This is a genomic window from Dysgonomonas sp. HDW5A (assembly GCF_011299555.1).
In the GTDB taxonomy this organism is placed as follows: Bacteria; Bacteroidota; Bacteroidia; order Bacteroidales; family Dysgonomonadaceae; genus Dysgonomonas_A.
The window spans coordinates 2,286,947-2,313,662 of record NZ_CP049857.1 but is presented as its reverse complement, the minus strand read 5'-3'; the positions used below and the strand labels follow the sequence as shown (position 1 = coordinate 2,313,662).

28 protein-coding genes are annotated in these 26,716 nt (G+C 35.3%); 19 read left to right on the top strand and 9 right to left on the bottom strand.

The window, feature by feature from the left end; translation table 11 throughout:
* The first annotated feature begins 133 nt into the window (after positions 1-133).
* A complete protein-coding gene (locus G7050_RS09645; RefSeq protein ID WP_166114539.1) occupies positions 134-424 on the top strand; it encodes a GNAT family N-acetyltransferase in 291 nt (96 codons plus the stop codon).
* A 143-nt stretch (positions 425-567) separates the two neighbouring features.
* Here G7050_RS09645 and G7050_RS09640 read toward each other — a convergent pair whose 3' ends face one another.
* From G7050_RS09640 to G7050_RS09620, 5 genes are all read right to left on the bottom strand, one after another.
* A complete protein-coding gene (locus G7050_RS09640; RefSeq protein WP_166114536.1) occupies positions 568-1,197 on the bottom strand; it encodes a DUF3256 family protein in 630 nt (209 codons plus the stop codon).
* Between the two features lie 130 nt (positions 1,198-1,327).
* Entirely contained in the window at positions 1,328-2,227 is a 900-nt protein-coding gene (locus tag G7050_RS09635) for an EamA family transporter (protein WP_166114533.1), read from the bottom strand.
* A gap of 42 nt (positions 2,228-2,269) precedes the next feature.
* Positions 2,270-3,409 carry a Na+/H+ antiporter NhaA gene (gene nhaA / locus G7050_RS09630; protein WP_166114531.1) on the bottom strand — a complete coding sequence of 380 codons (1,140 nt, stop codon included), beginning with the start codon at positions 3,407-3,409 and terminating at the stop codon, positions 2,270-2,272.
* Between the two features lie 125 nt (positions 3,410-3,534).
* Positions 3,535-4,284 (bottom strand): tRNA pseudouridine(38-40) synthase TruA, encoded by a 750-nt coding sequence (truA, locus tag G7050_RS09625; RefSeq protein WP_166114528.1) that lies wholly within the window; start codon positions 4,282-4,284, stop codon positions 3,535-3,537.
* 11 nt (positions 4,285-4,295) lie between these two features.
* Positions 4,296-4,955, bottom strand: a complete 660-nt coding sequence (locus G7050_RS09620; RefSeq protein WP_166114525.1) for a DUF5715 family protein — start codon at positions 4,953-4,955, stop codon at positions 4,296-4,298.
* Between the two features lie 333 nt (positions 4,956-5,288).
* Here G7050_RS09620 and G7050_RS09615 point away from each other — a divergent pair, with 333 nt between their 5' ends.
* The 8 genes from G7050_RS09615 to G7050_RS09580 all read left to right on the top strand — a co-directional run bounded on the left by G7050_RS09615 (position 5,289) and on the right by G7050_RS09580 (position 12,153).
* The gene (locus G7050_RS09615; RefSeq protein ID WP_166114522.1) at positions 5,289-7,001 is read left to right on the top strand and encodes a SulP family inorganic anion transporter; all 1,713 of its coding nucleotides are present in this window, start codon (positions 5,289-5,291) and stop codon (positions 6,999-7,001) included.
* A gap of 187 nt (positions 7,002-7,188) precedes the next feature.
* Positions 7,189-7,341: a 50S ribosomal protein L34 gene (rpmH, locus tag G7050_RS09610; protein ID WP_050709734.1), complete on the top strand. Its 153-nt coding sequence runs from the start codon at positions 7,189-7,191 to the stop codon at positions 7,339-7,341.
* Between the two features lie 200 nt (positions 7,342-7,541).
* Positions 7,542-8,030, top strand: a complete 489-nt coding sequence (locus G7050_RS09605; RefSeq protein ID WP_166114519.1) for a CvpA family protein — start codon at positions 7,542-7,544, stop codon at positions 8,028-8,030.
* A gap of 135 nt (positions 8,031-8,165) precedes the next feature.
* Positions 8,166-8,960, top strand: a complete 795-nt coding sequence (locus tag G7050_RS09600; RefSeq protein WP_166114516.1) for a patatin-like phospholipase family protein — start codon at positions 8,166-8,168, stop codon at positions 8,958-8,960.
* 247 nt (positions 8,961-9,207) lie between these two features.
* Entirely contained in the window at positions 9,208-10,143 is a 936-nt protein-coding gene (locus tag G7050_RS09595; RefSeq protein WP_166117690.1) for a ribose-phosphate pyrophosphokinase, read from the top strand.
* A gap of 145 nt (positions 10,144-10,288) precedes the next feature.
* Entirely contained in the window at positions 10,289-10,963 is a 675-nt protein-coding gene (locus tag G7050_RS09590) for a phosphatidylserine decarboxylase family protein (protein WP_166114513.1), read from the top strand.
* Positions 10,960-11,685: a phosphatidylcholine/phosphatidylserine synthase gene (locus G7050_RS09585; RefSeq protein ID WP_166114510.1), complete on the top strand. Its 726-nt coding sequence runs from the start codon at positions 10,960-10,962 to the stop codon at positions 11,683-11,685. The genes G7050_RS09590 and G7050_RS09585 overlap by 4 nt, the downstream gene beginning before the upstream one ends.
* A gap of 228 nt (positions 11,686-11,913) precedes the next feature.
* Positions 11,914-12,153, top strand: coding sequence for a DUF4834 family protein (locus G7050_RS09580; protein WP_166114507.1), 240 nt, complete (start codon positions 11,914-11,916; stop codon positions 12,151-12,153).
* A 21-nt stretch (positions 12,154-12,174) separates the two neighbouring features.
* Here the strand turns inward: G7050_RS09580 and G7050_RS09575 are convergent, their stop codons facing one another.
* Positions 12,175-12,885 carry an NAD-dependent deacylase gene (locus G7050_RS09575; protein WP_255499082.1) on the bottom strand — a complete coding sequence of 237 codons (711 nt, stop codon included), beginning with the start codon at positions 12,883-12,885 and terminating at the stop codon, positions 12,175-12,177.
* A gap of 165 nt (positions 12,886-13,050) precedes the next feature.
* On the opposite strand from G7050_RS09575, the gene G7050_RS09570 reads away from it, so the two are divergent.
* Positions 13,051-13,635 (top strand): FKBP-type peptidyl-prolyl cis-trans isomerase, encoded by a 585-nt coding sequence (locus G7050_RS09570; RefSeq protein ID WP_166114504.1) that lies wholly within the window; start codon positions 13,051-13,053, stop codon positions 13,633-13,635.
* A 27-nt stretch (positions 13,636-13,662) separates the two neighbouring features.
* On the top strand, positions 13,663-14,667 hold the full coding sequence (locus tag G7050_RS09565) for an FKBP-type peptidyl-prolyl cis-trans isomerase (protein WP_166114501.1): 1,005 nt from the start codon (positions 13,663-13,665) through the stop codon (positions 14,665-14,667).
* Between the two features lie 74 nt (positions 14,668-14,741).
* Here G7050_RS09565 and G7050_RS09560 read toward each other — a convergent pair whose 3' ends face one another.
* Together G7050_RS09560 and G7050_RS09555 are read right to left on the bottom strand one after the other, a co-directional pair.
* On the bottom strand, positions 14,742-15,482 hold the full coding sequence (locus tag G7050_RS09560) for a BT1926 family outer membrane beta-barrel protein (RefSeq protein ID WP_166114498.1): 741 nt from the start codon (positions 15,480-15,482) through the stop codon (positions 14,742-14,744).
* Between the two features lie 16 nt (positions 15,483-15,498).
* On the bottom strand, positions 15,499-17,274 hold the full coding sequence (locus G7050_RS09555) for a hypothetical protein (protein WP_166114495.1): 1,776 nt from the start codon (positions 17,272-17,274) through the stop codon (positions 15,499-15,501).
* A gap of 376 nt (positions 17,275-17,650) precedes the next feature.
* On the opposite strand from G7050_RS09555, the gene G7050_RS09550 reads away from it, so the two are divergent.
* The 6 genes from G7050_RS09550 (at position 17,651) to G7050_RS09525 (ending at position 22,977) form a co-directional block, all read left to right on the top strand.
* Complete coding sequence (locus G7050_RS09550; RefSeq protein ID WP_050709723.1) at positions 17,651-18,115, top strand: Lrp/AsnC family transcriptional regulator; 465 nt, start codon at positions 17,651-17,653, stop codon at positions 18,113-18,115.
* Positions 18,116-18,262: 147 nt separating this feature from the next.
* Positions 18,263-18,886 carry a PASTA domain-containing protein gene (locus G7050_RS09545; protein ID WP_166114492.1) on the top strand — a complete coding sequence of 208 codons (624 nt, stop codon included), beginning with the start codon at positions 18,263-18,265 and terminating at the stop codon, positions 18,884-18,886.
* A complete protein-coding gene (locus tag G7050_RS09540; RefSeq protein ID WP_166114489.1) occupies positions 18,883-19,944 on the top strand; it encodes an RluA family pseudouridine synthase in 1,062 nt (353 codons plus the stop codon). Before G7050_RS09545 ends, G7050_RS09540 begins: the two co-directional genes overlap by 4 nt.
* Before the next feature lie 145 nt (positions 19,945-20,089).
* Positions 20,090-21,079 carry a D-alanine--D-alanine ligase gene (locus G7050_RS09535; RefSeq protein WP_166114486.1) on the top strand — a complete coding sequence of 330 codons (990 nt, stop codon included), beginning with the start codon at positions 20,090-20,092 and terminating at the stop codon, positions 21,077-21,079.
* On the top strand, positions 21,079-22,227 hold the full coding sequence (locus G7050_RS09530) for a 1-acyl-sn-glycerol-3-phosphate acyltransferase (protein ID WP_166117688.1): 1,149 nt from the start codon (positions 21,079-21,081) through the stop codon (positions 22,225-22,227). The genes G7050_RS09535 and G7050_RS09530 overlap by 1 nt, the downstream gene beginning before the upstream one ends.
* Before the next feature lie 180 nt (positions 22,228-22,407).
* Positions 22,408-22,977, top strand: a complete 570-nt coding sequence (locus G7050_RS09525; protein WP_166114483.1) for a DUF4468 domain-containing protein — start codon at positions 22,408-22,410, stop codon at positions 22,975-22,977.
* Here the strand turns inward: G7050_RS09525 and G7050_RS09520 are convergent.
* Positions 22,974-23,573 carry a ribonuclease HII gene (locus G7050_RS09520; protein ID WP_166114480.1) on the bottom strand — a complete coding sequence of 200 codons (600 nt, stop codon included), beginning with the start codon at positions 23,571-23,573 and terminating at the stop codon, positions 22,974-22,976. The genes G7050_RS09525 and G7050_RS09520 overlap by 4 nt on opposite strands.
* A 355-nt stretch (positions 23,574-23,928) precedes the next feature.
* On the opposite strand from G7050_RS09520, the gene purB reads away from it, so the two are divergent.
* Positions 23,929-25,272 (top strand): adenylosuccinate lyase, encoded by a 1,344-nt coding sequence (gene purB, locus G7050_RS09515; RefSeq protein WP_166114477.1) that lies wholly within the window; start codon positions 23,929-23,931, stop codon positions 25,270-25,272.
* Positions 25,273-25,335: 63 nt separating this feature from the next.
* Entirely contained in the window at positions 25,336-26,550 is a 1,215-nt protein-coding gene (locus G7050_RS09510; protein ID WP_166114474.1) for a pseudouridine synthase, read from the top strand.
* The last annotated feature ends 166 nt before the right edge of the window (positions 26,551-26,716 follow it).

Genomic DNA, 26,716 nt, shown 5'->3' with positions numbered 1-26,716 from the left:
TAAAAATACACAATATACACTTATCTAAAAAGTAATTAGAATCATTTTCTAAACATGTTTTGATATATACTTGTTTAGATAGTAAATGAAACCAAGAATTCTGAAATTGATTAATTAAAACAATAAATATTTTATGGAATACGAGATAAAACATAATCCGGATGAGAATAGATTTGAAGCCATTTCAAATCAAGAAATTATAGGAGTCGTAAATTATTATAAGGAAAATAATATAATAATTGTGACCCACACCGGAGTTAAAACAGAATATGAAGGTCAAGGTATTGCAGGAGCATTAACAAAGGCGATACTAAACTTTATAACCAAAAACAATCTTAAGATTAATCCGTTATGCTCTTACACAAAAAGCTATGTAGATCGCCATCCTGAATTCAAAAATTTACTTCACGAAGAATATGAATAACAAAAATGGTTCACTTAAATTTAAGTGAACCATTTTTATTATATCTATGATTTAAGTTGCAGAACTATTTGTTGCCTCAATAAGCAAAACTGGAATAGATAACCACATCTTTCAAATTTTCATTAAACATCTTCAATTACTTATTATCTATATACAAATTTATCCCATGTATAAGTCACGGGAGCCTCTTTCAGAAAAGGTAATAATTGCTCATAATCTTCCTTAGACAGATATTTCTTTATATCATAAACTGCTGATACATTTCTATCCGTTGCTGAAAAACTAAGCTTAACCGGAGTCATATCCAAAGTTGCATAGGCGTTCAGAAACGCTTCAGAATTACGATCAACTCCATTCTTTATGAAACTTTCTTTACTTGTCTCCGGAAATAAATCAGACTGAGCCAAAGGCTGCCAATCTGTTGTATAGAAATTAATCCGACTGTCACATGCAGGACCACAGACAGTGGTTATCACTCCTATTATTTGAGTATTATTCACTAACGGCAGAAGCTTAACTTGTAGATTACCGACTTTAGATGTTTGTAACGATATGAAGTCTTCCGAAAAGCCAAGTCGCTTCACTGTATCCCCCACCGCATTTACTACTAAAATATCAGTCGTATCATTTTCAGGTGCAATTAATAATTTGCGTTGATCAAGTGTAATTCCGATCAATATATCATCGGGCATAGCAATCACCAAGGGCGATATATTCTGTGCCTGCACCAAACCTGTAATCAGTAAAAAAAGTATAAAGAATATTTTTTTCATCTTTTGTGTAATCTTCTAAGGTCTAAGACCCGTCTATTTTTAAGCTTGTAGAACTCTATTTATTGCTATCATAAGATAAGTTCAAAAATCAGTTATACTTATATAATATATCATTAAAGATTTCAGTTACTTATTTCGTTCCCAAATATAGGAAAAACATTCCTATTATTATTAAGATCAAATCTATCGCTTTACCTTTTAAGTTTTTTTCATGGAAGAAGAATATTCCTCCGATAAATGATACAACTACAGAACTACGTCTAACCATAGATACAATAGAGATCATAGCATCGGGATCGGTCAGTGCATAGAAGTAAACAAAATCAGCTATCGTCAGAAAAAGGGACACCAAAATAATACTCCACTTCCAGCTAAAGGCTGTTGTATTCTTACGTTTAGGATACCATAATATAATAAGTATCACAAACATCATTATACATTGGTAAAGGTTGTACCAAAACTGAACCGATGTAGAACTGATTCGCTGCATCAGATATTTATCATAAAGCCCACTCGCTGCACCGAGGATAGCTGCAATGAATATGAAAAATATCCATTTATTCTGACGAAAGTTAATACCTTCTTTTTTCCCCGTAGCAGACAATAGAAAAAACGAAACGATAGTAAGCAAAACTCCTATCCACTGATAAAGATTGAGACGCTCGCCAAAAATAAGTAATGCTCCGACAAGAGTCATTACAGGGCGAGTGGCATTAATAGGTCCCGTTATCGTTAATGGTAGATGCTTAACAGCAAAGTACCCGAATATCCATGAAGATAATACAATCAGAGACTTCAGTATAATATAAAGATGAGCTTCGAAATCTACTGTCGGAACAAAGAAGATTGTATTCTCAACCAATGAAGAATCTAATCGGGATAAAAGATATAATGGCAGTAAAAATAACGTACAAAAAAATGTATTCAAGAATAATACAGGTATCACTGCATTATTATGAACCGACATTTTTTTATTTATATCATAACAACCTAAAAAGAAAGCCGAAAGAAATGCTAAACCTAACCACATAATTTATTTAAGGCCGCAGACCTATTTATTATTTAAATATCCTTATTTCGATTTCTTTAAGGTCAAATGTAGACATGCGTAACCCAAAATTCCAGCCAAAAGCGAGCTTGTAAGGATTACAATTTTAGATGTATCTATTACTTGCTGATCATCAAAAGCGAGTAAGGTAATAAAGATTGACATGGTAAACCCAATTCCTCCAAGCAATCCGACTCCAACCATATTATACCAATTGACTCCGACTGGCAATTTTGAAAATTTCGCCAATACTACGATCAGACAAGCTAATGCGATACCAATTGGCTTACCCAACAACAGACCACTCAGAATACCCAGTGATATAGGCTCTGCAAAAAGAGTATGCCAATCGGAAGATATAGTAACAGCAGTATTTGCCAAGGCAAATACTGGCAATATTATAAAAGTCACAGGCAGATGCAATTTATGCATAACCACAAAAGAGGGAGACCGACCATCGGTTCTTCCGGCAAAGGGAATAACCATTGACAACAATACCCCTGAGATAGTAGCATGCACCCCCGATAATAACATGAAATACCACATGATCGCACCTCCTATAAAGTAGGGAATTAGCGAATAGACTTTCAATCTGTTCAATACAATAAGAAAAGCGAATATCCCCAAAGCTATTGACAAATAGAGCAACATTAAATCTTTAGTATAGAAAATAGCGATAACAAGGATTGCTCCCAAATCATCGACTACAGCCAAAGCCATAAGAAAAACTTTTAACGACACCGGCACTCGTTTTCCCAAGAGCGATAAAACGCCTAATGCAAAAGCAATATCCGTAGCCATAGGAATTCCTAAACCCGATTGGGTTGGCAAACCAAGGTTGAATAAAAGAAAAAATGCGACGGGAACAACCATTCCTCCTAGTGCTGCTGCGACGGGTAATATGGCATTACGCGGACGAGAAAATTCGCCGATAAACACCTCTCTCTTTAGCTCCAAACCAATCATAAGGAAAAAGATCGCCATCAAACCATCATTGATCCATAATTCGAGGCTTAACCCTGCCAACGAAGTATGCCAAAAATGAAGGTATCCCTCCCTAAATGCCGAATTTGCAATAATTAGAGAAACTATTGTACAAAAAATCAGCACAATTCCGCCTGATTTCTCATCGTTAATAATCTTTTTCAATAGTTTATTACACATAATATTTATACATTAAATCATAACTACCTATTGCTTTTCAACTTGTCAAAGCAACAATAAAAAATCGAAGAGCGAAAGCGACTCAAATAGTTCTGCGAACTTAAATCAAGATCAAAACCTTATTATTAATCCATCACAAAAATGTGATCGGGGTAATCTATTTCTTCTAAAAACAACGCATTTCCGGGAACAGAAAATCCGGCTACATTTCTATCTTTAGCCTCTATAATTCGTCTCATACCTGCCTCATCAAGTTTTCCTCTCCCTGCTTCAAGGAGTGTTCCAACAATAGCACGAACCATATTCCGCAAAAAACGGTTTGCTTGTATTGTAAATATATAATCCTGTCCTTCCTGTTTCCATTGGGCAAGTGTTATTTTACAATCATTCGTTTTAACATCGGTATGCAATTTACTAAAACTGGTAAAATCGATGTATTCAAACAAAACCTGACTACACTTATTCATCATCTCAACATCTATATTCCCATGCACCTTATATTTATAAGGGTACATAAACGGGTCTTTTTGAGTGGTCAGATAATATCTGTACAAACGGGAAGTGGCATCAAACCGAGCATGAGCATCTTCTTTTACGCGTACTATTTTATATATAACTATATCGTTAGGTAGGATTCGGTTCAATTTATTTGTAAGCAATGCAATATCCTGCACATCAGCGTCAAAGTGAGCCATCATTTGGCGGGCATGTACTCCGGCATCCGTACGCCCTGCACCAACAATAGGTGTAGGTACACGCAACAATGTAGCCAATGATTTTTCTAACACTTCCTGTATGGAAAGCCCATTAGGTTGGATTTGCCATCCACAATAATTCGCTCCATTATAAGCCAAATACATGAAATATCTATTCATCCCTCACCCTTTCATCGAACTGTTATATGGAAACATGCTTGTTTTTTTTCATGTACAACATAGCACAAATCTCTCTGCCTTAAATCGTGTAATACTTCTCCGAGTATAAGTTTCAGGCGATCTGTACTAACGTCATTTGTTCCCTCAGGTCCCCTTTTCTGAAATCTCTTCCACGAAATGTCAAAAGTTGTACCATAACAATGTGCCGAGTTATGACTGGCGTTTCCATTTCGTTTTGTTAGAGAAGCAACATCATCCAGACTGCGGGTTACACTGGTTACAACCAGTTTATAGACCGGCAACTTTTTGCTTATAAGTGAGTCTCTGAAATTAGAGCTGATCTGAACCAACAACTTCGACGCATCAGTTACTAAATAAGGAACCGAATGTGTCAGCTTGTCAATTTTATATAAATCCAGCTCCATAGGCAATCTAACCATTTGACTCAGAAACTTAGCTGTATCACCTCTTTCGGTCATTGGGAGAATCCCTTTTCGTTGAGCAGCCTCCAAATGCAATTCGGGCATATCATTAAACGACTTATATGCGCCCCTAAATCGGGTATATACTTTAGGTTCTACATTATCTAAAGACGACTCTTCTTTCTCTCCTTTACATGATTCGAAAGAAAGAACTAAAACCGATAAAAATAATAAAATACGAAAATTCATCAATATTCAATAAAAAGGTCTCAAACCCAATTTGTTATTTCAATTAAGTATAAACACAACTATGGTATCGCATATAATATAAATATTTCGCAGAACTATTTATTGTTTTGGCAAACAAAACAGTGACAAATAGCTATGCTCCTAAAATGTATCATTAAATATTTTCTTTTACTTATTTACCAAGGAAAGTTTATAGAATTACAAAATTAAGGAAAATAAACCATTTTAGGATTAACCTGTGATGTTAAAACAAATGGATTTTTAATTATGGTGTAAAGCCGAAATCATTTCATACCTTTGCAGAATCAGAATTAAAGGTTATGAAAAGAAGCTATGAACACGGATTTTTTAAAAACATTCAGACCCCAAATTATTGATTCCTTAAAAGGTTATAATAAGGAAAAATTTATGGCCGACCTCATGGCCGGTTTAATTGTCGGTATTGTTGCTCTCCCTCTCGCTATTGCATTTGGTATTGCCTCAGGAGTAAGCCCTGAAAAAGGACTTTATACAGCCATCATTGCCGGATTTATTATTTCGCTCTTGGGAGGTAGCACCGTCCAAATCGGAGGACCGACGGGTGCATTTATTGTTATCGTATATAACATCATAGAACAATTTGGCTTCCAGGGATTGGTGATTACAACTGTAATGTCGGGTGTCATACTCATTTTAATGGGTGTTGTAAAACTGGGAGTCGTAATAAAATACATTCCTTATCCAATTATTGTCGGTTATATGAGTGGTATCGCCGTTACTATATTTTCGACTCAAATAAAAGACTTCTTCGGACTCGACATTAAAAATATTCCACCGGACTTTTTGGGCAAATGGCAACAATACATCTACCATTTAGATAGTATCGATTTTATAACAGTAGGAATAGGTGTTTTAAGTCTACTTATTATTATCTTTTCTCACAAAGTTTCCAAAAAGATACCGGGTTCGCTCATTGCTGTTGTCTTAATTACCGTTATAGCATATTTCTTACGTTATTATATGGGAATAAACTCCGTTGAAACTATTGGAGACCGTTTTAGCATCAACAATGAATTGCCCCATATGGAAGGAATTACTTTCAGCATACGAGCAATCAACACTTTATTTCCTTATGCCTTCACATTGGCCATCTTAGGATCAATAGAATCTCTTATATCCGCCAATGTTGCGGATGGTGTTACAGGAGAAAAGAACAATTCCAATATGGAACTAATCGCCCAAGGGGTTGCCAATATCTTTGCTCCTTTATTTGGAGGTATTCCTGCAACAGGCGCTTTAGCTCGTACGATGACCAACGTTAGTAATGGTGGGCGGACTCCTATTGCGGGTATAGTGCACTCCTGTTTTTTATTATTGGTTGTATTATTTTTAGGAGGGTTGACACAGCATATTCCAATGGTTTGTTTGGCTGCAATACTTATCGTTGTATCATACAATATGAGCGAATGGAGATCCTTCATAGCATTGCTTCGCAACTCGAAGTCAGATGTAATTGTTTTAGTCACGACCTTTCTCCTCACCGTTATTTTCGACCTTACAATAGCTATTGAGATTGGCTTATTACTTGCTGTATTCCTATTCATGAAGCGCATCATGGAGGTTACCAAAGTATCGGTAATTACAGATGAATTAAATCCATCGGACAAAGAAGGGGCTTCTTCTGATGATAACCTTATCATACCAAAAGGTGTTGAAGTTTACGAAATTGACGGACCTTTCTTTTTTGGTATAGCCAATAAGTTTGAGGAAAGTATGCGTGTTGTCGAAGATAAGCCGTTAGTCAGAATAATACGAATGCGAAAAGTTCCGTTTATTGACTCTACGGGTATGCACAATCTCGAAAGCTTATGTAAGAAATCTCAAGATGAGCATATAAGAATGATACTATCAGGAGTAAGACCTAACGTAAGAGAGGCTCTCGAGAAATTTGGTTTTTGCGAACTGTTAGGAGAAAAAAATATTTGTCCTAATATCAATGCAGCGATGGACAAAGCCGAAAAAATTCTTGCGGAACAAGCCATACTAAACAAGAAAATACAGGACTAATAACCACATGGCTTATTACCTATTTGAGAAAGTGTCATAAAAAAAGCAATTACACTTAAATCAAAAAATATAGAAATAACTATTTTAGGATACTTAAAATAAAGATATACTTGTATATTTAAAATAAACTATCTACTTTTGCAAGCCAAATTCGATCAGAAACAATAACGAATAATATAATATAGCAATGAAAAGAACTTTTCAACCCTCTAGAAGAAAGAGAATAAACAAACACGGATTCCGCTCAAGAATGGCGACAGCTAACGGTCGTAGAGTATTAGCTTCTCGCAGAGCAAAAGGTAGAGGTAAATTAACTGTATCTGACGAAGCTGCAAAATAATTGAATAGACTATTCATTTAGTCTTCTGTATAAATAAAAGTAGGAATTAATTTTTTAATTCTTACTTTTGTCGTATAAGGTCTAGACCTATTTGTAATATTGGCTAGTATAAAATACGGCAAGTTATCACGACTAAGTCAAGTTACATTCAATACCTACTACAACATATACAGATTTCATTATTTACTTAATTTCAATTAATGAATTGGTTCGATATTTGCATTTTCATAGTAATAGTATATTGTGTCATAAAAGGATATAAAACAGGTTTAGTAAAACAATTATCTACACTTGCCGGTCTTATAGTAGGAGCTATACTATCCGGAAAGCTATCAGTCCTGATACTCCCCTATGTACAACATATAAAGCAGATACCTCCATATATGGCTCCGCCGCTGTCATACGCCCTTACCTTTCTTATAATTATAGTATGCTTCTATTTATTAGGTACTATGATGGAAGAAATACTCAAGACTGTAAAAATGGGCACACTAAATAAATTAGCAGGAATAGCCCTATGTCTTACCAAATGGTTGTTTGCGATAAGTATCGTCATTAATCTTATTGTGCAAGCAGATGAGCACCATCAGTTGATAGCACCTAAAATTCAAAACGGATCAGCTAGTTATAAGTATATACAGCCTTTCGCACCCAAACTGGTTCCGTTTCTCAAATTCAGTCTCGATTAATCTTTTATCTTTAGGTGAATCAAAGGCTCCCTTTACACCAAAGCGATAAAAAGGCCCGGGACTTTATATTATCCGATGTTAGCCCACTATTTAGTTTTAATGTTGTACTTTTACCGGTGAACCCAGATACTTTTTATGAGCACAACCGACACTTACAGATATAAATTAGGATTAGCCCTGAGTGGTGGTGGAGCAAAAGGATTCGCCCATTTAGGTGTACTTAAAGCATTAGAAGAACATAACATTCACCCCTCGATAATATCAGGCACCAGCGCAGGAGCTTTTGCCGGAGTATTGTATGCAGACGGTAATAGTCCGGATGAAATACTTTCGTTTTTCCACAAAAAAGCATTCAAAGAATTTGCCGAACTAACCATCCCTCATACAGGAATTTTCAAGGCCGACAGATTCAAACAATTCTTGAAGACACATCTTAAAGCACGTACATTTGAAGAGTTGAAAACTCCTTTAAAAGTTGTAGCTACCGATATTGCCAATGGAACAAGTGTGGTATTCGATAAAGGTCCTCTCATTCCGGCAATAACAGCATCATGCGCCTACCCTATTGTTTTCACTCCTGTGGAAATAGAAAAGGTGCACTATGTTGATGGAGGTCTATTCAAGAATTTCCCGGTTACCCCCATTCGGTTCGATTGCGAAACCGTAATAGGTGTAAACGTAGCTCCCCTCACAAAATTAAAATATAAAAATTCATTACTGTACATCGCCGAAAGATCATTCCACTATATATCGGTATCTAATTCTTTAGCCGATCGAAAACTGTGCGATATACTAATTGAGCCCGACCGATTATCATCCTATGCTATGTTCACCCTAGAGCATACCAAAGAAATATTCAATGTGGGTTATGAAATCGCGATAGAGGAATTAAAAAAAGAAAAGTATAAAGATTTGTTCGAAAATATATAAATTCTGCTATGATAGTCTGAGACATAACTTAGCTAACAGTTTCTATTCTTAAAAGAATATATCCGATCTTACATCTTGATAATTCCCCAATAAATATCGGATAAACTTATATTTACCCAAATAATGAAAAGGCATTAGGTCTTAATGGGATAATTTATGTACTGATATTCATTTCTTAACAAATAGTTTTATAAATTTGCACTCGATAAATCTACAATTACAATAAAAAAACTCATCAATGGAACAAATGGAACAGATACCATTCAAAATCTTCTCGGGAACCAAATCTCGTTACTTAGCTGAAAAAATCTGTAATAGTTTAGGCTGTCCACTCGGCAATATGAATATCGAACGCTTCGCCGACGGCGAATTTTCAGTATCATACGAAGAGTCAATCAGAGGTCGTCAGGTATTTCTGATCCAATCGACTTTTCCGTCATCAGATAACCTGATGGAGCTATTATTAATGGTGGATGCAGCTAAAAGAGCATCTGCTCGTTCTATTGTTGCAGTTATTCCTTACTTCGGATGGGCAAGACAAGACCGCAAAGATAAACCTCGTGTATCTATAGGTGCTAAACTTATTGCTGATATGCTGAGTGCTGCGGGAATCAACCGCCTTATTACAATGGACTTACATGCCGATCAGATTCAAGGGTTCTTTGATGTACCGGTAGACCACCTATATGCTTCTGCTATTTTCTCGGACTACATAAAAACTTTAGACCGTGAAAATCTTGTAATAGCAACTCCCGATGTCGGCGGAACCAAACGTGCCAGCTCATATGCAAAATACTTTGGCGTACCGATGGTTATCTGTTACAAACTTCGTAAAAAAGCAAACGAAATTTCAGAAATGCAAATCATTGGTGATGTAGAGGGTATGGATGTACTGCTTGTTGATGACATTGTTGACACAGCAGGCACTATAACAAAAGCTGCAGACTTGATGCAAAAACATGGAGCACGTTCGGTAAGAGCTATTGCCAGTCATGCAGTTATGTCTGACCCCGCTTCTGAACGTGTAGATCAATCAGCCCTAACAGAAATCATATTTACAGACAGCATACCTTATTCTAAAAAGTGCGAAAAAGTTACAGTTCTTTCTGTTGCTGATGTATTCGCCGATTCAATCAGAAGAGTATGTAACAATGAGTCTATCAGCTCATTGTATGTATTGTAAATAAACACATATAATAAGATCGGGTTCGGTAAGACAATGCAGAACCCGATCTTTATTTTTGAAAAAATACATATTATTTTGCAGTGTCGCTAAATAAGAATATTTTTGCTTGTTAAAAAGTAAATAATAACAAAATATTACAGGAATGAAGGTCCATCACGAAGGGCGTAGTGAATTAGCAATACTGATATGTATACTATTGGTACTCAATGGTAGTCTGGTTTACTTTTTTGGAAAGAATGCATTCACCTTTTTAATACTAGGTGCATCATTCGCATTTTTTCTTATTGTTCTGAACTTTTACAGAAGTCCATACCGTCGTTTCACCGGAGACATGATCAATTCTATCGTTTCTCCTGCTGATGGTAAAGTTGTGGCTATAGAAGAAGTTTTCGAACCCGAATATTTCAAAGAAAAAAGACTACAAGTATCAGTATTTATGTCACCATTAAATGTACATGCAAACTGGTATCCGGTAAATGGAAAAGTGATATTAAAAAAACATCATAATGGACGCTTTCAGGCGGCTTATCTACCAAAATCGAGCACAGAGAATGAACGCTCTACGGTTGTTATAAGAAGAGAAGACGGTACAGAGATACTTATGCGCCAGATAGCAGGTGCTATGGCTAAACGTATTGTAACCTATCCCGACGAAGGCTATGAAGCACATATTGACGAACATATGGGCTTTATCAAACTCGGATCACGTGTAGACTTGTTTTTACCGCTTAATACAAAGATCAACGTAACTCTAGACGAAAAAGTGACGGGTAACCAAACTGTAATAGGCGAACTACCTTATCAAAACAAGGCATGAAAAAACATATTCCCAATATACTAACATCAATGAATGTCCTTTCAGGCTGTATAGCCTGTGTTATGGCATTCAATGGTAATTACCTATGGGTGGTTATATGGGTTATAATTGCAGCTATATTTGATTTTTTCGATGGTTTTTCTGCTCGAATGCTGAAAGCCTATTCTCCAATAGGAAAAGATTTAGATTCTCTGGCTGATATGGTCAGCTTTGGACTGGCTCCGGCACTAGTCGTTTTCAGACTGCTATCAGATAATAATATATTAGGGTCACCCATTTATGTGTCATCAACCGAATCTTATTATATAAAAGAATTAATTCCTTATGTAAGTTTTCTTCTAGTTATATTTTCGGCTTTACGACTTGCCAACTTTAATATTGATGAGCGGCAAACCACTTCTTTCATAGGATTGCCTACTCCGGCGAATGCATTATTTTGGATTAGTTTATGCTATGGAATCAGCACTAAAGATGAGTTCACTCAACTTTTTAGCTTTTATCCAATAATCATTCTGGTTATTATATTCTCACTCTTATTAACAGCAGAAATACCCATGTTTTCGCTAAAAATAAAGAGTTTGAAATTAAAAGGAAATGAACTGAGATATCTCCTTGTACTTTTTATGATTATAGCTATATTTTATTGGGGGGTACTCGGTATTTCAGCCGGAATCATATTCTACATTATACTATCTGTCATCACAGCCAAATTAGCAAAATAAATTAAAGTTCAAGACTTCTTTTCTCTGGTTTAGAACAATACATCACAGGCTTCCTCTAGAAATGTAGTAAATCTTACTGTTAGTTAGAAGCACTTTATAGTCGTTAATTTTTCGAAAAAGCTTTTTTTCGAATAGGTATTCCTTGTATATTTACATTCATAGACTCAAATTTGGTTATAAGTTCCAAAACAGAGGAATAAATATTCGCACATTATTTATTTTAATTAAATGGGTAGCTTCTTATTATTTATATTAGTAATATTCTTTGCAATCATAGGCTTGATCGGAGCTTTTGTATTGAAATTTGTTCGTCTATTTACTAAACAGACAAGCAGTTCACATCATGGAAGATCGACCAATAACAGATACGAAGATCAACAGAGTCAACGCACAGATAACGATAGTAATCATCAAAAAATATTCAGTAAAGAAGAAGGTGAATACATTGATTACGAAGAAGTAAAATAATAAACAGGTACAATTAAGGTACTACACTTCTGATTTCTTATTAAATTTTTCTTTCAATAAGCGTTTTAATTCAACAACACCTTCGGAAGCTCCTTTTCTTATAAAGTTTATCTTACCTCTCGATACGGCAACTTCATTCGGATCTATTATATAAATAGGTGTTCCGTCATGTACATAATTAATTAGTCCTGCAGCAGGGTATACATTTAGCGATGTTCCAATAACCACCAAAGCGTCAGCTTGCCTAACCATCTCTTCCGCTTTTTCCATCAGAGGTACAGCCTCGCCAAACCAAACAATATGAGGACGAAGAGGTGAACCATCTTCACACACATCATCTACTTTTATATCAGGATTATCAGGGTCTAAAAGATAAATTTTATTCGGATTAATCGATGAGCGTGCTTTCATTAATTCACCATGAAGGTGAATGACAGAAGAACTACCGGCCTTTTCATGTAGATTATCCACATTTTGAGTAATAATATGCACATTATACTCTTTTTCCATCTCAGCCAATCCAAGATGTCCTTCATTCGGTTTAGCAGAAAGTGATTCTCGTCTTCTTTTATTGTAAAAATCCAATACCAATTGAGGATTTCGCCTGAACCCTTCGGGCGTTGCTACATCCTCTACCCGGTGTTGAGCCCATAATCCTCCTGAATCTCTAAAGGTTGCAATTCCACTTTCGGCACTCATTCCGGCCCCGGTTAAAACAACAATATTTTTCACTTCAAATATTTTTTATAAGATTTAACAAATAAATCACGAAGATCTTTGATTTTCAAGCATGAAAGTTAGATAAAATATCGCTAAAAGAGTTATTTTTGCAAGATTATAAATCAGAAATCAACGTAGGGTATTAATAAAAGGAAAATCCCGAATAATAGAAAAGCAATGGATAAAATAAGTTACGCTCTAGGGTTAAGTATTGGAAACAATTTTTTAAGCTCAGGTATCAAGAAAATCGACATCAATGTATTCGCGAAAGCTTTAGAAGATGTATTGAACGATAATCAACCATCGATGAGCTACGATGAAGCAAAGAGCGTTATCAATGATTACTTTACAAACTTACAAGCTGAGAAACTTGACATTAACGAAAAAGCAGGTCAAGAATTTTTAGAAATCAACAAAAAACGTCCTGAAGTAGTTACTCTCCCCAGCGGATTGCAATACGAAATCATTACAAAAGGAGAAGGTAAGTTACCTTTAGCTACAGATCAAGTTAAATGCCACTATCATGGAACACTTATCGATGGTACAGTATTTGACAGTAGCGTGCAACGTGGTACACCTGCTACCTTTGGTGTGAATCAAGTAATCCAGGGATGGGTTGAAGCTCTTCAATTAATGCCAGTAGGCTCAAAATGGAAACTATTTATTCCATCAAACCTTGCATACGGAAAAGCAGGAGCGGGACAATCTATCGAACCTAATTCTACATTAGTGTTTGAAGTCGAAGTATTGGATATTGTATAATTAATAATAAAATAATTATTTTTTTAAATGAAAAAATTTCAAATCCTTGCACTTAGTGCAATTGCTGCTATTGGAACAATGGCTGTTTCTTGTCAAGGAGGCGCCGGCACTCCTAATGCGAACCTAAAGACTGAGGTTGATACTCTTTCTTATGCATACGGAGTTCAATTATCTGAAGGTGGATTAAACCAATACCTATCTCAACTAGGAGTTATTCAAGACACAGCTATGTTTAAAGCTGTAGAAGGTCAACGTATAGCTGCTGAAACTGATCCAGCTAAAAAAGCTCAACTTGAAAAAGCATTAGTTTCAAAAATTGACTCATTGAACAAAGCAAATACTAAAAATCTTGCTCAATTTATCAAAGGTTTGAACGAAAGCTTCAACAGCACAAACAAAGATCAAGATGCATATTTCAACGGTCTTCAAGTGGGTGGTCAATTGAAACAAATGACAGAAAATTTCCAAAATCAAGTATTGGATTCTGCACAAGTTAATAAAGCTGCTTTACTTGCAGGTCTACTTAACTCTTTGAAACACGAAAAACTATCTGTTGAAAATGCAACAGAAATAGTTCAAGCTAAAATGATGGCTTCACAAGCTAAAGCTCAAGCTAAGCAAGAAGAAGAACTTAAAAAACAAAACGGAGCACAAATCGAAGCTGCTAATAAATTCCTTGAAGAAAACAAAACTAAAGAAGGTGTTGTAACACTTCCTAGCGGTCTTCAATACAAAGTTATCAAACAAGGTACAGGTGCAATTCCAACTGCCAGCGATCGCGTTAAAGTATTCTACAAAGGATCTTTAATTGATGGTACTGTATTTGAAACTAACGAAGGAAAAGATCCTGTTGTATTTGGCGTTGGTCAAGTAATCAAAGGATGGACAGAGGCTCTTCAATTAATGCCTGCCGGTTCTAAATGGACTCTATATATTCCTTATGACCTAGCTTATGGTGCACAACAAGCTGGTAATATTGCTCCATTTTCAACACTTATATTCGATATCGAATTAGTTAGCATCGAAAAATAATCCTTTCGATCAATTTCATAAAAAAGAGCCGAATCAAATGATTCGGCTCTTTTTATTATTTATAGGTCCTCTTTTCAGAATTTGATACCTAGCTTAATCATTGGTTGAGAAATAAACGAGATGGTATGATTATCTGAAGACAAATTTCCGAGTCCGGCTTGAGGACGTTCTTTGTATACTGTATATTGATAAGATACCGGACGTACATCCACACCTACAAATAACAGTTGATCAAAGAAGTAATCAAATCCGCATACAGGAGCCAGACGAAAAGCGTAAGCCTCGGCTATAGAAGCCCCCATATACTCTTCGCTATCAGCTTTAGCTGTTACTCTACCATAAGCAAAGCCTGTTTCGCCTCCAAAATAGAAAAACAATCGATTGCTCATCGATTCATAATAGCGGTTAGCTCCTAATCCAATGGCATATTGAATATTGTCGCTATTAGGAACTGCTTTATATGTTGGCACAGAACCGGGTTCGGTGCTTCCCGTACCCACAACCTCACTATATCCGGGATTATTACTATAAGTAAAACCTCCGGAAAGTTTTAATGCCCAATCTTTGGATACAAACCATTTAGCTTCTACATCAAGAATCGGTTTCTTATCGAACCATCCCGACATAGGTGCAGATAGTGTATATTCCGACAAATTAGGTTTTGGTGCCGACATACCGATATAAGAACCTACTCCAAAATTAACGGAAAGCATTACATCGCCTTTTTGCGGTCCTAAACCTGCATCATCCTGAGCTACCGACGTACCACACACCAGCATAAATAGAAATATAATAGAACTAAATCTTTTTATCATTAACTTCTGTTTTTATTTATTTCATACGTGCATCAATAATTGCTTTAGCATCGCTAGCTTGTTTCTCAGCAACAGGCAATAGAGTTTTTAAAGCAGTAATCTCAGCTTCTGCATTTTTGATATTTTGATCCAATTGTGCAATTGCTCGTTTATTCAATTCTTTTGCATTAGTTATATCTCGTTTATATTGAGCTAAGCCAGCTTCTGAATCCAAAACTCTGTTTTCAAGTTCATTTATTCTTTTTTTCACTTGCTCAATTGAGCTTGTCCAAATACCACTATTACCTCCGGGATAAATTAAATCTCCACTATAATATATAGTATTTAACTGCTGTAAGTAATCAGACATACTACGAACTTCATTGTCATTAGTTACATATACTGTATACGCCGCATTATAAATTTTCTCCGCAGCAGTATAAGCATCAGCTAATACCTTTGCTTTATTAGCATCTCCAGCATATGCAGCCTTCTGCCTGTTAGCCTTTGCCAATGCATTTGCTACATAATTTAAAGAACTGCTTAAATCTGAATTCTGATATTCTAAATTGCTAATTGAGTTCTGATTCTTATAATAAGCATTATAGGCTGAGTCGTAAGCTGAGTTTGCTATTCTATATTTTTCGTAGGCAGCATTCATTTTATTATAATTCTCAGAAGTCGAATTATTATAATACAAATCACGAGCTACTTCATAAGCAGTATAAAGATTATCAGACTCTATTTTAGTTTTATTTCTTGCAACATACAATGACTCTGTCTGAGCCTTTAATTTATTTATAGCTATATTATTTGCATCCAATAAAGCTTGATAACTAGAGGTCTTTTTTGTTTCTTCGGCTATTGTTGTATTTATTTCAGTCAAAGAATAATAAGTCATATTATTAGGCATAGCATTATTCCCTGTATAATACTTTCCCAACAAATACTGAAAGTCTAAAAGATCTTTTTTTACTCCATTCTCAAATGTGGCACGAGCAGTTGTATAATTTTTATATACAGTGGCCTGAGTAATTAAGAGAGCTTGATATTGTTTTGTTTTTTCTGCTATTTCTTTCTCTAACTTAGTAGCATCAATATTAGTCAATATCTGATTCCACGAAGCTATAAGTTTTTTATCATTTGCAATTTGTGATTCAGTATTTATAATCCAATTATTATAAAGACGAATACTGCTTTCCGTATTTGACTCTGCTGCAGTCTTCAAATCAGATAGAATCGCTTTTTGATATACTAAATCCAATTCAGCTTTGGCTAATGACTTTTTCAGCGAATTTACTTCTCCGATATATACCTTATAATCATTGATTGCTTTATTTAAAACTTCGTCTTGCTGATTCTTCGATTTATCCAATTCGGCTTGAAGTTTTAGCATTTCGATCTCTGCCACAACCTGAACTTGCTCAAGCTTATACTTGTACTCCTCAAGTTCAAGCTTAACACGAGCCTGTATGCTTTTCAATTCTTCGGCTGCAACTAATTGATCAGCCTCGGCTTTTTTCTTTTCAACATCTGTCTGAGCAATTAATAAAGCTGCGTTTGCATCATTTAACTTTGTCTGACTCTTAACCTGATCAATTTGAGCTTGAATCAAAAGAGCTTCCGCTTCTGCTTTAATCTTACTTGCTTCAATTTGAGCTTTGGATAATTCGGCCTGAGCTTTTAACTGGTTAGCATAGGCTTCGCGTACCTCTTTCACACTCGACGACTCGCTATCATCTACACATGAAGTAAAGGCGAACGAAGCACCCAGTACCATAAGTACTGAAACATAGATCTTAATTTTTTTCATTGAATTAATTTGTTTTTTAGTGTTTAGAATGTAAGTAAGTGTAATTATCAGAAACTAATTATTGCATTAAGGTAAAATACAAATATCCTAATATTTTTCTTAAAATATCCTTCATTCTGTTAAATCGAGCGCAAAAATATATTAAAATATCAATATTCCAAAACAACAGACATCAAATAAAGAAAAAGATGAGAAATAACAGTACTATATTCTAAGTTATATCTATCACTTCGTATAGTGCTAACATTATACAAGATAAGAATCAGTATTATTTTAAATAATTTGTTAGGTAAAGAGGTACTTTTTATCAAGAAAAAATACATAGATAAAAAAATACCACTATATTTGACACATAAATAGAATAAAAAGAAAGAATATGGAAAAAATTGATAAACTTGACAAAAAGATTCTCGAAATTATTTCGCAGAATGCAAGAATTCCATTCAAAGATGTTGCTCTAGAATGTGGTGTATCAAGAGCTGCTATACATCAACGCGTACAAAGAATGATCGAAATGAAAGTTATCGTTGGATCAGGCTATATTATTAACCCAAAAGTTTTAGGCTATAACACCTGCACATACATTGGAGTAAAATTAGAAAAAGGCTCGATGTATAAAACCGTAATACCTGAATTAGATAAAATACCTGAAGTGGTAGAATCTCATTTCACAACAGGACCTTATACTATATTGGTAAAGCTATATGCAAAAGACAATGAGCATTTAATGGAATTGCTAAACAACAAAATACAGGAAATACCCGGTGTTGTTGCAACCGAAACTATGATTTCTTTGAGTCAAGGAGTAAAACGTCAAATTCCTATCACAAAACCTGAATAATATATACATATATATTTAGATATGACTAAAAGGATAATCTACAATGATAGATTATCCTTTTGGTTTACTAAAAAAACCAAAAGCTATAACTTAGATCTCTTTTTTTTAATACTTTTGCAGTTCGGAATAAGTGATTTTATATATAGAATGGGAAAAGATAAACAAACAGACAGTTTTCTGAAAAAAATAATAAATAATACATATATAAGAAATATTGCAGCAATGGTAATCATTGCCATTATTCTTATTGGCATTACACTTTTTTTCATCAATCAATACACGCGCCACAACGAAGCAATAGAAGTGCCTGATCTCAAAGGACTACAGGTGGAAGATGCTGCGGCTATGATTTCAGCAAAAAACCTCAGATATGAAGTCGTTGATTCCATATTCCAAAAGGATGGTGTTCCCGGAGCTATTCTGGAACAAATTCCGAGTGGTAAATCGAGCGTAAAACAAGGTCGAACAATCTACCTCACTATACAAGCTAAGAACGAACCTCTGGTTGCTATACCCGATCTGGAAGATGCCTCTTTGAGGCAAGCAGAAACGCTTCTTAATGCTTTAGGAATAACTCAAATAAATATAGTTTCTGTTCCATCTGAATTTCAAGACTTAGTATATGGCGTTGAATATAACGGTTCTCCCCTTAAAGGCGGGCAGAGAATACCTAAAGGCTCCACTGTTACATTGAAAGTAGGAAATGGGAATGCAAACGACACTTCTGCCGACAGTTTACAAATTGAAGGAAGTGAAACATTCAGCGAATGATTAATCAGCTTGAAGATATAGACGATCTCCTCGAAGGGGATCAAGAACAAAACTCGTCCGAATTATTTGAACATTATCGGTTTGTAGCCGATAAAGGACAAGGACTGTTGCGTGTTGACAAATTCATCACAACACGTATAGACGGAATTTCGCGAAACAGAATACAAAGTGCAGCAGATGTAAATTGCATTTTAGTCAATGGCGTTGCCGTAAAATCGAACTACAAAGTGAAGCCTAACGATATCGTAACCATAGTTATGGATCGTCCCCGCCGCGAGATTGAAATAATTCCGGAAGATATCCCTCTAGAGATAGTGTACGAGGATCAAGATCTAATGGTTATCAATAAACAAGCGGGATTAGTTGTACACCCAGGGCATGGTAACTACACCGGAACCTTAGTCAATGCAATAGCTTATCACTTGAAAGATACAGCAGGGTACGACTCCAAAGACCCTCGTTTGGGTTTGGTACATCGTATAGACAAAGACACGTCGGGTCTATTGGTAATCGCTAAAAACCCGGAGGCGAAAACTCATTTATCAAAACAATTTTTTGACAAAAGTACCAAACGCGAATATATCGCATTAGTATGGGGGGCAATCGAAAAAGATTCGGGTCGTATCGAAGGTAACATTGGAAGAAATGTCAGAGACAGACTACAAATGAGTGTTTTTGAAGATCCCGAATTAGGCAAACCTGCCGTTACCAACTACGAAGTGCTGGAAAGATTGGGCTATGTTACCCTGGTTAAGTGTCGCCTAGAAACAGGTCGCACCCATCAAATACGCGTTCATATGAAACATATCGGGCATACTTTATTTAATGATGAGCGATATGGAGGTAACATTATATTAAAGGGTACTGCGTTCACAAAATACAAACAGTTTGTTCAAAACTGTTTCAATTTATGCTCACGCCAAGCACTACATGCCAAAACCCTAGGATTTATTCATCCCCGCACAGGAGAGGAGATGCTATTTGAATCATCATTACCTGAAGATATGACTCTTATGATTGAAAAATGGAGAGGATATATATCAAATCGAGATGTTTGACTCTGAGAACCAAGGACATCGGAAGATATCAAATAAAAAAGAAGCATTAAATGTCGTATTAAAAACTATAATTATCAGCAGATGTTATAGTTTTATAAACTAATAAAAGGGTCCGAGACCCTACATTTTATAAGTAACGCTTGCCATGAATAAAAATGTTGCAATTATATGGGGAGGATATTCTTCTGAAATTGTAGTATCCGAAAAAAGCATGAACGGTATATACTCGTTCTTAGACAAAAACCGTTATAATGTCTACAAAGTTAAGATAGACAAAAAGGGTTGGACAGCAGAAATTGAAGGTAAAGAATATATTGTTGACAAAAACGATTTCAGTATATTTTTCGGTTCTGCCAAAATAGAAATTGATTTTGCTTACATAACCATACATGGCACTCCCGGAGAAGACGGACGTTTGCAAGGCTATTTTGACATGCTGAACATCCCCTACTCTTCTTGCGACTGGATGGCTTCGGCTTTAACTTTCAACAAGTTTGTATGCAATAATTTCCTGAAAAACTTCGGACTAAATGTTGCCAAGTCAGTATATCTAAGCAAAGATTCAAAATACGACATTAATGCTATTGCCGAAGCTCTTAAGTTCCCTATATTTATTAAACCGAACACCGGTGGTTCTAGTTTTGCAACAACCAAAGTGAAGGGAATAGATAAAATGCAAGAAGCAATAGATTTTGCTTTTTCTGAAGCATCGGATGTAATTATCGAAAGCTTTATTAGCGGAAGAGAAGTTACTTGCGGATGTTATAAAACAAGCGACCATGAAGTTGTTTTTCCGATAACAGAAGTAATCACGAAGAATGAATTTTTCGATTACAATGCCAAATACATGGGAGAAGTTGAAGAAATAACACCTGCGGATCTTTCTGAGGAGAAAACATTAGAAATTCAACAGCTCACTTCAAAGATATACGATCTTGTAGGAGCGAAAGGAATTATTAGAGCTGACTTTATAATATCAGACAATACACCTTATCTATTAGAAGTAAATACAACACCCGGAATGACCACTACAAGTTTTATACCCCAACAGGTTAAGGCTGCCGGCTTAAGCATGACTGATGTCTTAACCGAAATAATTGAATGTGAATATCAAAAAATACAAAAAAGTTTATGATGAGCGATAATAAATTCGTTGATATAGCCCCTTTAGAAGACAAAGATGTAAAGCAAGCTATCCAAGAGTTACTAGTCGACCCTGGCTTTATGTATGCTGTAAAGTATATAATCCCTGATATAAACTGGGATGAATTTTCTTCAGAAATGCTGAAGTACAATACAAAGTTTGATTTCCAATCAAAAATGATCGCCCCTACAGTATGGGCATTGGCAAATAAAACATCATCAGGAATAACCAGTTCGGGATGGGAAAACATAGATGAGAACTCTCATTTAATTATATCTAATCACCGGGATATAATTTTAGATGCGGGATTATTAAACATCCTACGCAACGAAAAAGGCTTGGCAACTACTGAAATTGCAATAGGTGACAACTTGCTTATCCATCCTTGGATCGAGAAGCTGGTTCGTCTCAATAAAAGTTTTTTAGTAAAAAGAGGTGTTTCTGTTCGACAAATGCTTGAAGTATCTTCACACATGTCTGAATACATTCATTATGTAATCAACAATAAAAAAGAATCTGTTTGGCTAGCTCAGAGAGAAGGCAGAGCCAAGGATTCTAATGACAGAACTCAAGAAAGTGTATTGAAAATGCTTGCATTATCTGCACCGTCAGGTGGATTTACGGAGAGAATCAAAAGCTTGAATATACTACCTTTATCAATTTCTTACGAATATGATCCTTGTGACTACTTGAAAGCGATGGAATTTCAACTGAAAAGGGATAATCCTGAATACAAGAAAGCACAGATAGACGACCTTCGGAATATGGAGATCGGATTACTAGGCTTTAAGGGGAAAATACATTTCAGATTCGGAAAAGAAATCAATGATAAATTAGGCTCTATAGATTCACTGGATAAGAAAGAGCGCACATCAGCAGTTGCTCGAATCATTGATCGTGAAATTCATTTGAATTACGAATTTTATCCTTGCAATTACATCGCAAATGATCTATTGGTAAATTCAAACCAATATAAAGAGTATTATACAGATCAACAAGAAGCCGATTTTAAAGAATATCTGGCAAAACAAATTGACAAAATTAAACTCGAAAATAAAGACATACCATTCTTGAGAACCAAGATTCTGGAAATGTACTCCAATACATTAAAAAACTATCTAATAGCAAAGGGAGAATAATTATTCTCCCTTTTTCTTTTTTAATACACAAAGCATATCTAAACTACTTTATTTTTCATAAATTTGTAAGAACAGCACAAACTTATTTGTAATTCCATCTGTTTTTTAGAGTTTAAAATCCATTTGCAGTTACAAAAGCATGGATAATAAAAATTCATTATTACTCAACAAATAAACATTATGACTAGACTAAAAACTATAACAATCTGCTTCGTATTTCTTTTTACACTACTATCAGGTAATAGTTTTGCACAGGATTTACTTCAAAATAATAAATTCACATATGCTCCCCTATTTGACAACCAAGTAGTATTAATGAAAGAAATATCGCTTAACAATGCTGATCCTAACAAAAGCTTCCAGATTGTTAAAGAATGGGGTAAGGAACGTTATGCTTCGGATCCTTTAATTTCCAACATAAGATATGACAACACAAATAAAGAAATAATTGTAAAGTCAAAAATAGAGCTTCTTCTTCCTGAGAATGAAAATAAAGTTAGAGAGAAAGTTATAATGACTTATCATCTCAACACCTTCATTTTGAATGGTAAATGTGTCTTCGAAGTTAAAGGAATTACCTATAAATTGCATAACACCAAGAAAAGTGTGAAAGCAGAAGATACTATAACACAATCGGCATTGGCTTCGGGACCACAACAAGAGCTTAGAATAAATATCCAAAGGAGTACATTCTACTTCTTAAATGAATTAGCCGACAGTTTGGAAACTGCATTAAAATCAGGAATCTAAAAATCGAAACTAAGCTGCTTATTTGTCAAATTAAAAGTCAAACGGTGGTAAGGAGTTACCCCATATTGTTCAATAGCTAGTCGATGCTTTACTGTGGGATAGCCTTTATTTTGGCTCCAACCATATTGAGGATACTCGTCATTTAATTGCATCATAAAATCATCTCGATACGTTTTAGCCAATACAGATGCAGCAGCAATGGACAGAAATTTAGCATCCCCTTTTACGATGCAAGTATGAGGTGTATTCTCATATTTTTTGAATCGATTTCCATCAATCAGCAAATGTTCCGGCACGATCTTTAAATCCGAAACAGCCCTATGCATAGCTAAGAAAGAAGCATTTAAGATATTTATCTGGTCTATTTCGGTATGAGAAACTATCCCTACGGCCCACGCCAGTGCCTGCTCTTCGATAATGGTTCTTAGATCGTATCTTGTTTTTTCTTTAAGTTGTTTCGAATCATTTAGTAATTCGCATTTAAAATCGGGAGGAAGCACAACTGCTGCCGCAAATACAGGGCCTGCTAAACATCCACGTCCGGCTTCATCACAACCGGCTTCTATAACATCTGGATTTAAAAACAATTGAAGCATCTTGAATATATTGAATCTTAAAACCTTACCTTTAGAGAAAGAGTAAAGAGATAAAAAGTTATTATAAGTAAAGAAAAATCTAATGATGTATTTTGAGTACAGAACTATTTATCGCTGTTTTAATTGACATAGTAATAAATAACTCTGCGTACTTAATTAATAATACGGTATTAAATACATGATAAAACATATTCATCAAAAATAAGCATATTATCGTATTTTCACCAATTATGATATATTTTATCCTATTTTTTTCTTCTAATTGACTACAGATAATTGATTTAATAATTACCTTTGTAAGGTATTCAGGAAGATCAAAAAGGAGTTATCACACAATTAAACCCAAATAACCATCATGAAATTAGATACCCTAACAGCCATTAGTCCTATTGATGGTCGTTATCGTAGCAAAACCGAAGAATTAGCTAATTATTTCTCGGAATATGCACTGATCAAATACCGTGTATTAGTTGAAGTGGAATACTTTATCGCATTGTGCGAACTTCCATTACCCCAATTAAAAGATGTTAGCCATAGTATTTTTCCTGAATTAAGAAAAATAGTTGCGGATTTCTCTGAAGAAGATGCAACTCATATCAAAGACATCGAGAGTATCACTAACCATGATGTAAAAGCTGTAGAATATTTCATAAAAGAAAAATTTGATCTTCTGCATTTAGACGAATACAAAGAGTTTATTCATTTCGGGCTTACTTCTCAGGATATAAACAACACATCTATCCCGCTTTCGTTGAAAGAGGCATTGGATAATACGTATTATCCTCTATTAGAAGAATTGATTAATCTATTACAAAGCAAAGCCGATGAATGGCAAGAGGTATCGATGTTAGCTAAGACTCACGGACAACCGGCATCTCCCACCCGATTAGGGAAAGAAGTTATGGTTTTTGTAAGCCGTCTTAAAAATCAGGTCGATTTATTAAAATCAATTCCTTTTTCTGCTAAATTCGGAGGCGCAACAGGTAACTACAATGCACATACAGTAGCTTATCCTCAATATAATTGGAGAGAGTTTGGCTCGAAATTTGTATCTGATAAATTAGGCTTAGTAAGAGAAGAGTACACAACACAAATATCTAATTATGATAATATGGCTGCAATCTTTGACGGATTGAAACGTATAAATACAATCATAATTGATTTGAATCGTGACTTTTGGCAATACATATCAATGGAATACTTTAAACAAAGAATTAAAGCAGGAGAAATCGGCTCATCAGCCATGCCTCATAAAGTAAATCCTATTGATTTTGAAAACGCCGAAGGTAATTTAGGTATAGCAAATGCAATATTGGAACATTTGTCCGCAAAACTACCCATCTCGCGTTTACAGAGAGATCTTACTGACTCTACAGTACTAAGAAATGTAGGAGTTCCTATCGGACATATAATCATTTCACTTCAGAGTACATTAAAAGGATTAGGCAAATTACTTTTAAACAAAGATGCTTTAGATAACGATCTTGAAAAAAACTGGGCTGTAGTAGCCGAAGGAATACAAACGATATTACGTCGCGAAGGTTATCCAAAACCTTACGAAGCGCTAAAAGAATTGACTCGTACCAACGAAGCAATTACAATGCAATCCATATCTAATTTTATTAACGGATTATCTGTTAGTGAAGATATAAAAGATGAGCTGAGAAAAATAACGCCTCATACATATACTGGAGTATAACCCAAATATAGCCGCGAGGTTATTATAATTAATTGATTTATTAAAATTTAAATCTTATTACAGATGATTACAGACAGAGATAATGAAAGCCGAGACGGTTACTCATCATCAAATAAGCCGTCTCTCAACAAGAACAATCAGAGTGAAGCGAAGAAAAAACGTCCTCGCGTAGGAGATACTCGCCCGGTGATCAACAGAGATAATAACTCTGATGACAGACGTAGTAACTATAACAATGACGACAGACGCAGCAATTACAATTCGGGGGAAAGAAGAAGTAATTATTCTGATGACAGGCGTAGCAACTACAACTCTGATGACAGACGTAGTTATAACAATGACGACAGACGCAGTAATTACAATTCAGGAGAAAGACGCAGCAATTACAATTCCGATGACAGACGTGGCGGAGGTTCGTATCGCCCCAACAATCAATCACGCGATAATAATCGCCGACCTTATGACAGAGATCAAAGATCGGGAGGTAGTGATCAAAACAGAAGTAAAGGACCTAAACAGCTATTTAAACCTGTTAAGTACAAAGAAAATCTAGATCCTGAAACTCCAATCCGTCTAAATAAATACTTGGCCAATGCAGGTGTATGTTCTCGACGCGAAGCCGATTCATTCATCACAGCCGGAGTAGTAAGAGTTAATGGAGAACTTATTTCGGAACTGGGAGCTAAGGTAAAAAGAGGTGACAGTGTAACTTTCCAAGACAAACCGGTACGTTTAGAAAGTAAAGTATATGTACTCCTAAACAAACCGAAAAATACGGTTACAACCTCAGACGATCCTCAAAATAGAAAGACTGTTATGGACTTAGTAAAAGGAGCTTGTCCTGAGCGTATCTATCCCGTAGGTCGTTTAGATAGAAACACTACCGGTGTACTATTGCTTACTAATGATGGAGATTTAGCTTCTAAGCTAATGCATCCTAAGTATGTAAAGAAGAAAATTTACCAAGTAAAACTGGATAGAGAAGTAGCTATTGAAGATATGCAAGCCATTGCCGATGGTATTATGCTTGATGATGGTGAAATTCATGCCGATTCAATTGCTTACGTTGGAGAAGACGTTCTTGACGAAGTAGGAATCGAAATCCATTCAGGAAGAAATCGTATTGTACGTCGCATATTCGAAAAGTTAGGATATCAGGTATTAAAATTAGATCGTGTATATTTTGCTGGTCTTACCAAGAAAAATGTTACTCGTGGCAGATGGAGATATTTAACTGAATCTGAAGTAAACATGCTTCGCATGGGTGCATTCGAATAAATAAAATTATAAGGTGATACACCTATTTGCTGCTTTTGCACGTATAATGACAGAGATGGCTATACATGCGAAAGCAGCAATAAATATTTAAGATCACAGACCTTTTATTGCTCTAATAACTATAATAGCAATAAATATCTAAGATTAGTTATAACCCTAGTCAGGA